Here is a 7639-nt window from a genome sequence, read left to right on the forward strand (position 1 = left end):
GGCATGGCCGGGGTGGCGGGCGCGGCGGGCCGCTGCTCGGGCAGGACGATGTGGGCGGTGTCGCGGTCGACGGAGCTGCCGCCGCCCTGCTGTCCGCCGCCCTGCTCCTGGCCGCCCTGTTCCTGGCCGCCCTGCTCCCCGCTGCCGCCCTGGTCGCCGGTCTTGGAGTAGTCGGAGATCTGCTCCTTGACGTCCTGGGAAACCTTCGGGGCCTCGTCGGGCATCTCGACGAGCTCGCCGCCGTGCGCGTCCGCGGGCATCTCCATGATCCAGCCGGGCCGGATGAGGCTGGCCTCGGAGAGCCGGGAGCCGTCGGGCTGCTCGCGGTCCTTGTTGAGCTGGTAGATCTCCTTGTACCGACGGCCGTCGCCCAGGTGCCGCTCCGCGATCTCCCACAGGGAGTCGTGGTGGCGGCCCTCGGGGGGCTGGATCCGGTAGTACTTCGTATCCCCGTCCTTGGCGGTGCTCCCGCCGTCGGCGTGCGCGGCGGCCTGGTCGGCCTGCGCGGCGAGCGCGTCGGCGGCGGTGGCGGCCTGCTGCTGCTCCTGCCCGAACAGCCCGGGGGTCTGCTGGGCGGACGCGGCGGTGGCCGGCTTCCGATTCCCCTCCAGCGACTGCCCGAACTGCGAGAGCCCCGGCGCGAAGCTGGCGGCGGTGGCGCCGACGAGCAGCAGGGCGGCGACGAGCTGACGCGCGAGCATCTGGCTGCCGCCGGCACCGGGCACCCGGTTCGGGATCCCGACCCCGGAGAGCGCGGCCTTTATCTCGACGAGCACGCAGGCGGTGAACTGCGCCCAGGCGAACCAGACGACGACGGTCAGCACGTTGATGAACGTGCCGACGGTGATCTCCTGCTGCAGCCAGCTCAGCGAGGGCGCGCCGCTCGGCAGCGGCCATCCCACGAAGTACGCGAGGGCTCCGGGCACGCCGACCAGGAGCACGGCCAGCGCGACAAAGGCGAAGAACGCCTTGACGAAGTCCCCGAAGGAACGCCGGCGCCGCGGCAGAGGCTGCGGCGTCCGGTTCCGCGGGGCCTGCGGATTCGGCGGGCTCGTCGAGCGTCGTGAGGTGGTGCGCGCCATGGCGGGTGTCCTGGGTTCCTGTGGGGAGGAGTGGGTGGGATGGGACGTGGGCGGAGCGTGGGTCGAGCAGCGTCGGAACGCGGCTCGGGGCTACTGCTCCTGACGTACTGAGGTGATGGTACGGAAGGTGTCGGAGAGCAGACAGGGGCGGAGCCCAGGGCGTCGACCCGTTTGACGACCACTCGCCCCAAAAGCCCGATTTGCACGAGGGGTGGACCGGGGAACCCCCGTCCCGTCCGGAGGCGGCAACTCCCCCGCAGTCCGCATGCTCAGACGCACGGCCGCCGCTCCCCTCCCCCTCTCCCGTCACAGTTCCGGCACGGAATGCCTCCGGCCGCGTACGGAATGCCCCGGTCACACCCGGGGGCACCGCTGACACACTGGGACCAGGGCGCACACTGGGTCGACCGGCCCGACGATCGGCCGACGACAGGGGGAGAGGACTCATGGGCAAGGGCAAGAGCGACCTCGCGGTACCGCTCACCGACCTGGAGGACTACGGCAGTCGGCTGCGCTCCATCAAGGACCGCATGAACCGTACGAAGAAGATCTTCGAGTCCTACCGCGACGACATCGGCGACGGCGGCGTCTACGACTCCCTGGACGACTTCGAGTCCAACTGGGAGGACGGCCGCGAGGACATCGGCCAACAGCTGGACCAGCTCGCGGACCTGTCCGACGCGGTCGTACGCGAGTTCAAGAAGCTGGACGACGACCTGGCCAAGAAGGTGAACGACGCGGTGAAGGTGAACGAGAAGGGTGGGGGTGGCAAGGACGGGGCGAAGTAGCCCTTGAAGCGGGGGGCGGTGGGCTCAGTCACCCTGTCGGCTCCTCGAAGCTGACCAACTCGACGACACGCCGAAGGAGCCCCCGGTACTCCTCGCGCCGCTCCACGGCGGCGGAACTCAACGTGAACACGGCCATCCGCTTCCGGTCGGGATGCGGAAGATAGGCGTGCACTTGCAGGAGGGGCCGGGTCGGCAGCCCGGTGCCAGGCAAGGGAGTACGGACGACTTCCCCGAGGGTGACGGGCCCACATGCAAGCCGGTCGAGGTACTCGACACGACTGTGCGGATGCCCTTCGGAGGCAACGGCACGGGCTGCGGTGAGCGCGGACGGCGCGGTGGCAGTGGACCGCCAGGTGAGGGTGAGGAGGGATAGGAGGGGATGAGGGGTACCACCACTCTTCGGATGGTCGTCGCGGTGCAGACCGATCGAACAGTGAGCGGTTCCCACCTCGACGAGTGACGCCAGCAAGGCCTTTCCCTTAGCGAGTTGGGCGATGAGCAACTGGCGGACTCTCTCATCAGGTGCCGATTCCAGAAGCGCGGCGACGGCCGTGTCCAGTGTGTCGAAGGCCGGGGATCCCTGCGGAGTCAGCAGAACGCCGAGCGGAATCGCGGTGAAGCCAGGAGGTTCGGCGAACCAGATCTCTGCGTGGGGGGACCTGGCGGACTCGTGGACGGCGAAGCGAAGGGAGTTCATGGGTCCTTCCGATGGAGAAGCGCGTCACTTGCGAAGCTCAGCTACGTGGTCGGGGAGTCGCGCTCCGGCGTTGCGGGCGCGTTCGAGGTCGACCGGACTCGCGTCCCGGCTCAGGCCGGCCGGGGCCTTGCCGAGGGCAGACGGTTGTTGGAGGGCGCGCAGACGCCGAGGGACTTCGCCACCGCGCCGGGAGGCCGCGACGACACCGAGGAACCTAGGGTCGCCGGCGAACCAGAGCGGCTCCAACTGGGCCTTGAGCTCCGGCTTCGTACGGGGCCCGCCGATGCGCCTCATCCACCAGTACGAGCGAAAGTGGCTGGTGAACACCAGCGGGATCTTCTCTTCCTGATCCGTGGGATCGGGCAACTCGATCCAGATGCCGTCGTCCTGTGCCGCCGGATGCGCGGCCAGGCCACGAGGCACTCCGCAGAGCACCTGCCATGGGTACGTTCGCAGGATGCGCCGCATGCGCAGACCTGCCGGGAAATAGCCGACCTGGACGACCGCCCGGTAGAGCCCGTAGATGAAGTACGGCATGAAGACCCACACGACCCAGTCGGGTGTGCGCGTCGAGATGCCGAGCAGTGCGATCCAGCCGATGAGCCAGCCGATGAGCCCGACCACGTTCATGGCCATGTGCTGGAGCCAGGCGCGGCGGGTCGGCGGATGCTCCCAGGCGGTGACGTATTCGGAAGGGTTCACGGCACACTCTCTCTGTGGGGCCGCTCAGCCAAAGACATGGCGGGCGAGGTTCAGGATTCCAGCGTTGTCGAGGCCCAGACGCGCTCCGTCGATCCCTGCGACGGCTCCGTCCTTGACCTTGTCGTCGTCCACGTCCAGAAGGCTGTTCACCAGTCCGAAGCCCGCGGTACCCACGCCCAGTGAGCCCGAGGTGGCGGCCACCGCTCTGGCCGCCTTGGCAGGGTCGGCGGCGCCACGCACCGTGTAGGTGATCAGCGGGTTGTCCAAGGCGGAGACGGCGCGGGCCTGGTCCATGACCTTGCTGCCTACCGTGGCCATCCGCTGCCCGAGGCTCAGGGCCTCGGCTCCTTGCGTGAGAGCCCGGACACCCAAGTAACCGCCCTTGGTCACAGCGCCCAGTCCCGGAAGTACACCTGCCGCATCGGCTCCCACCGATACCGCGTTGCTCCAGAAGTCCGCGTCGAACTCACCCTTGGTGAAACCGTCCCACAACGACGCGCGCACTTCCGGATCCGTCAGCCGCAGACCCAGCGCACCCGCGCCGAGCGCCGAGGACGCAAGCAGCAGCGCGGCGACGGCCGTGACTCCGAGTGGCCCGGTGAAGATGATCGCCACCAGACCGACCACGCCCGCGACCGCCGCGAGGATGTCGGGCAGGTTCTCCTCGACCCAGTCCAACGCCTTGTCGAACCAGCCCGGTTCATGCGGAGCCAGCTTGTCCGTCGCGGCGCGGATCTTGGTCGCTCTGCGCCCGGCCCCCTGCTCATGCTCGTACGCGAGGTCTCGGGCCCTGCCCAGGATCCGGTCCAGTTCCGCCTGCGCGTCCTCCACCTGACCGTCGGCGCGCTCCAGGACCCTCTTCGCGTCGTCGTGACGGCTACCTGTCTTGTCCAGGTCCGGGTCCTTGCCCGCAGTGTCGGCCCTTCCCTGCGCCCTCTCAAGCACGTTCCGAGCGGCTTTCGCCTCTGTGTTCAGGCGTTTCGCACGGGCCTGGAATCCGTCGAGTTCCCCGTGCCAACGGTCGAGGTGCCGGGCGACCTTGACGAGGGAATTCGCTGCGTTCTGCAGATCCTTCGGCAGCCGGCCGTCTTGGAGTTGCTCGCGGAAGGCGACCGCCGCGTCACCCGACCAGTAGCTTCCGTCCATCAGCTTCGTGATCACTTCGTGGGTGTCATCAAGGACTTTGGCGCATTTGACGAGCTTCTTGTGCAGCGCCTTCACGGTGTCCGGGCTACCGGGGACCGGATTGAAGCCGAGGTCGGGGTAGTGGGGATTCGGGATGTCCGGCGAAGACTTCAGACCTTGCGGAAGAGGGCCGTTGCGGCGGGCCTGCGACGAAGCGAAGGGATCTTTCTCGAGGCCGGGGGTGTACGTCACGTGCCACCTCCGCTCGCACCGGCGCCCTTGTGCTTGCCATTGGCCTCGGCCTTGTTCAAGGCTGCCTCCAATGCCTTGTCGACCTCCTGGTAACTCTGCTTACTCTTCCCGATAATCTTCGCGAGATCTTCCGTCTGCTTGCCGATCTGCTCGGCGCCGAATTTCCAGTCGTCCTGGAATTCCTCGCAGGCCTTGTCGAGATCGTCGGTACCGAGGCCGGTGACGGTCGCATCGGCAAGAGCTCTACGCAGAGCTTTCAAGGACGAGTTCGATCTGTTCAACAGCCGCATGAATCGGTCCAGTTCATCACCGTCGACCTGCAGCTTGTCGGCCATTCGGTACGTACGCTCCTTTCGCATGGCGATCAACGATAAACGGCGAGAGAGGGGTGAACGGCGAGTGAAGATTGATGCCGCTCAGCGATTGACGGCCTGAATCTCCTGAACGACCACGTCCCGCGCCGTCTCGAACGTGCCGTCCGGCAGCTCACCCCTCGCTCCCCCACTGCCCCTCCAGGAAATGCCCCAGGTGACGGACGCCTTCAGCCGGTACGGCCGCCCGCTCGTGGCACGGAGATAGCCGACGCCGCACGGCGGCGGCCCCTCCTCGGCCGCGTCCCTGCTGTACGGCGTACCGATGCTGCCGTTTTCGTTGATCCCGCAGTCCCCGGAGCCGGGGTACGTCTCCGCGTCCCCCGTACCCGGATCCAGACGAAGCGCCACCGGGCGGGCCGTCGTCACCGCCCACAACCCCGTACCGGGCAGGTCCGCCCGGACCGTGACCTCCTTGAACGTCCCCTTGTCCAGCCACGCCCACGTCGGCAGATTCACCGTCGACCGCCCCTGCGGCCGCAGCTCGACCTCGGTGTCCGGGACCTTGATCCGGTCGTACGCGAAGGCCGCGAGCGTCTCCGGTGTGGGGGCGTTCTTGTCCTTGGGCACGGTGCCGGCGTCCTGCCAGAACATGACGCGACCGCAGTCCCAAGCCCTGGAGTCCTGATACATGCCCTCGCGGACCGTGCTGCGCCAGAACATGCCCTTCTTGCCGAGGTTGTAGTTCTCGTAGCCGTCGTCGGCAGCGGCGGTGCCCCCGGGGCGGTTCAGCGCGGCGTCGACGTGCGGCTTCCCCTTCTCGTAGTGGTCCACCCAGAGCCCGTTGCTCCACCACACGTGCGCGTTGACGAGCCCGCCCTCGCCGGTCGCGACGGCGTCCTTGAGCTGCCCGGGCGTGAAGACCGGCTCGTACCAGCACGCCGGGGGCCGCCAGTCGGGATCCACGGACGCGAGCGCCCCCATGCCGGCTCTGGCCGTGTGGCCGCCGGGGTAGCTGAGCCTGATCTTCGAGCGGGAGACGGAGGCCATGAGCGAACGCCCCGAGGCGGAGCCCTGCACGGACTGGCCGGGCTTGTGCGCGCCCGTCGACTCCTCCCCTCCCCCGCCGATCGCCGGGGCGGCGGAGGGCAGTGCCACGGCGGCTGTCACGAGCAGCCTCAGGACCCCGCGAGCGGTGTGTCGGCCGAGAATCACTTGCGGCAGCCCCCTCGCTCCGTCTCCACGGTCGAGGTCTGCCACACGCCGTCGGCGCTCCTGCCCAGCCGCGTGCGGTACTGGACCATCGGGTCGTCGCCTTCCGGCGTGCCTTCGACCCTGCCGGTCCTGGTGTTCCGAGTGAACGCCCTGGCCTCGTCCACGCAGTAGAAAAGGACACCGAAGCCCTCGTTGCTGATGTGCACCTCGGGATCGAAGACCCGCACCCTCCCCTTGAGGGCGAGGCCTTCGTACGTCTCCACCCACGTCGGGGCGGACTTGAGGGCCTCGTCCGTACTGAAGAACTTCAGCGAACCGTCCTGTGGGTTGCCCGCGATGATGGCGGCGTATCCGGCTCGCAGCCGGTCCTTTCCGTCGTTCAGGATCGACTGCAGCTTCGGGTCGCTGTTCGTCCAGCCCTCGAAGTCCGCCCGAAAGGACTCGGGGAGTGTGATCGTGGGGCGTGCTGCTTCCGACCCCACCGAAGGGGAGCCCGACGGACGGCCACTCGCCCCCTGGTCCGCGCCTTTGATCTTGTCCGCCCCTGAATCACCGCCCCCTCCGGAGCCACAGGCGGACATCAACAACACCGCAGACATGGTGAAAACGGCCGCAACGAGCCGGGCAGGGCGGTTCACTCGGGTCTCCTGGGAAGTGGGGGGGAACTCAGGCGAAGGTCAGGCCGGCCCCTATGTTCCAGTCGCACACGCGCCGTTCCGCCCGAACCCGGCGCGGAGCAACCGCCGCACCGACCCCCCACGACCCGGCACCGCCGGGCGCAAGCCCGTCTGGCATACACGGAAACTCATCATCAATACGTGTGATCAGCCGACACACACGACAGTTGCCACCCCACCCGTGAGCGGCCGACGGCGCCCCGTCCTCCCCACGAACCCCTTACGTAGCATGGCTCCTCGGCCGGTGACGGCCCGTACGAGCGATCCGCGACACGATCCGCCGCCAGAAGCGAACCCAAAGGCAGACCCGATGGACGAGTTGGGGCCGGATGATGCCCGGGAGATAGCCGGTTACCGACTGCGGGCCCGGCTCGGGGAAGGCGGCATGGGGGTGGTGTATCTGTCGCACACCCGCGGCGGCCAGCCCGTGGCGCTGAAGGTCGTGCGGCGCGAGTACGCGCAGGACCAGGAGTTCCGGCGGCGGTTCACACAGGAGGTCGACGCCGCCCGGCGCGTCCACGGCGCCTACACCGCACCCGTCCTCGACAGCTTCACCGACGGCCCCGAGCCCTGGCTCGCCGTCAGTTACGTTCCCGGCCCCTCCCTCTCCTCCGCCGTCACCCGCCACGGCGCCCTCCCCGTCCCCACCGTGCTGCAGCTCCTCGGCGGCATCGCCGAGGCCCTCCAGACCATCCACGCGGCCGGCGTCATCCACCGCGACCTCAAGCCGTCCAACGTCCTCCTCGCCTCCGACGGCCCCCGCGTCATCGACTTCGGCATCGCGCGGGCC

The 7639-nt window shown here is 68.6% G+C and carries 9 protein-coding genes; 2 read left to right on the forward strand and 7 right to left on the reverse strand.

Annotation, left to right across the window (positions count from 1 at the left end):
• The coding region (locus AOK22_RS34100) for a LysM peptidoglycan-binding domain-containing protein (protein ID WP_425264102.1) at window positions 1–1082 on the reverse strand (1082 nt) is incomplete at its 3' end.
• Between the two features lie 446 nt (window positions 1083–1528).
• On the opposite strand from AOK22_RS34100, the gene AOK22_RS34105 reads away from it, so the two are divergent.
• Window positions 1529–1870 (forward strand): hypothetical protein, encoded by a 342-nt coding sequence (locus AOK22_RS34105; protein WP_055702587.1) that lies wholly within the window; start codon window positions 1529–1531, stop codon window positions 1868–1870.
• A gap of 28 nt (window positions 1871–1898) precedes the next feature.
• On the opposite strand, the gene AOK22_RS34110 is transcribed toward AOK22_RS34105, so the two are convergent.
• From AOK22_RS34110 to AOK22_RS34135, 6 genes are all read right to left on the reverse strand, one after another.
• Window positions 1899–2567 (reverse strand): hypothetical protein, encoded by a 669-nt coding sequence (locus tag AOK22_RS34110; protein WP_055702588.1) that lies wholly within the window; start codon window positions 2565–2567, stop codon window positions 1899–1901.
• Window positions 2568–2591: 24 nt separating this feature from the next.
• The gene (locus AOK22_RS34115; protein ID WP_055702589.1) at window positions 2592–3269 is read right to left on the reverse strand and encodes a hypothetical protein; all 678 of its coding nucleotides are present in this window, start codon (window positions 3267–3269) and stop codon (window positions 2592–2594) included.
• Window positions 3270–3293: 24 nt separating this feature from the next.
• Window positions 3294–4646, reverse strand: a complete 1353-nt coding sequence (locus AOK22_RS34120; RefSeq protein ID WP_055702590.1) for a hypothetical protein — start codon at window positions 4644–4646, stop codon at window positions 3294–3296.
• Window positions 4643–4981 carry a type VII secretion target gene (locus AOK22_RS34125; protein WP_055702591.1) on the reverse strand — a complete coding sequence of 113 codons (339 nt, stop codon included), beginning with the start codon at window positions 4979–4981 and terminating at the stop codon, window positions 4643–4645. The genes AOK22_RS34120 and AOK22_RS34125 overlap by 4 nt, the downstream gene beginning before the upstream one ends.
• Before the next feature lie 81 nt (window positions 4982–5062).
• A complete protein-coding gene (locus tag AOK22_RS34130; protein WP_341845629.1) occupies window positions 5063–6127 on the reverse strand; it encodes a hypothetical protein in 1065 nt (354 codons plus the stop codon).
• Window positions 6128–6168: 41 nt separating this feature from the next.
• Complete coding sequence (locus AOK22_RS34135) at window positions 6169–6654, reverse strand: hypothetical protein (RefSeq protein WP_055702592.1); 486 nt, start codon at window positions 6652–6654, stop codon at window positions 6169–6171.
• Window positions 6655–7159: 505 nt separating this feature from the next.
• Here AOK22_RS34135 and AOK22_RS34140 point away from each other — a divergent pair.
• Window positions 7160–7639 (forward strand): serine/threonine-protein kinase (locus tag AOK22_RS34140; protein WP_157872365.1); only part of this gene is annotated, 480 nt, incomplete at its 3' end.

It is taken from the genome of Streptomyces silaceus, assembly GCF_001419745.1.
In the GTDB taxonomy this organism is placed as follows: domain Bacteria; phylum Actinomycetota; class Actinomycetes; order Streptomycetales; family Streptomycetaceae; genus Streptomyces; species Streptomyces silaceus.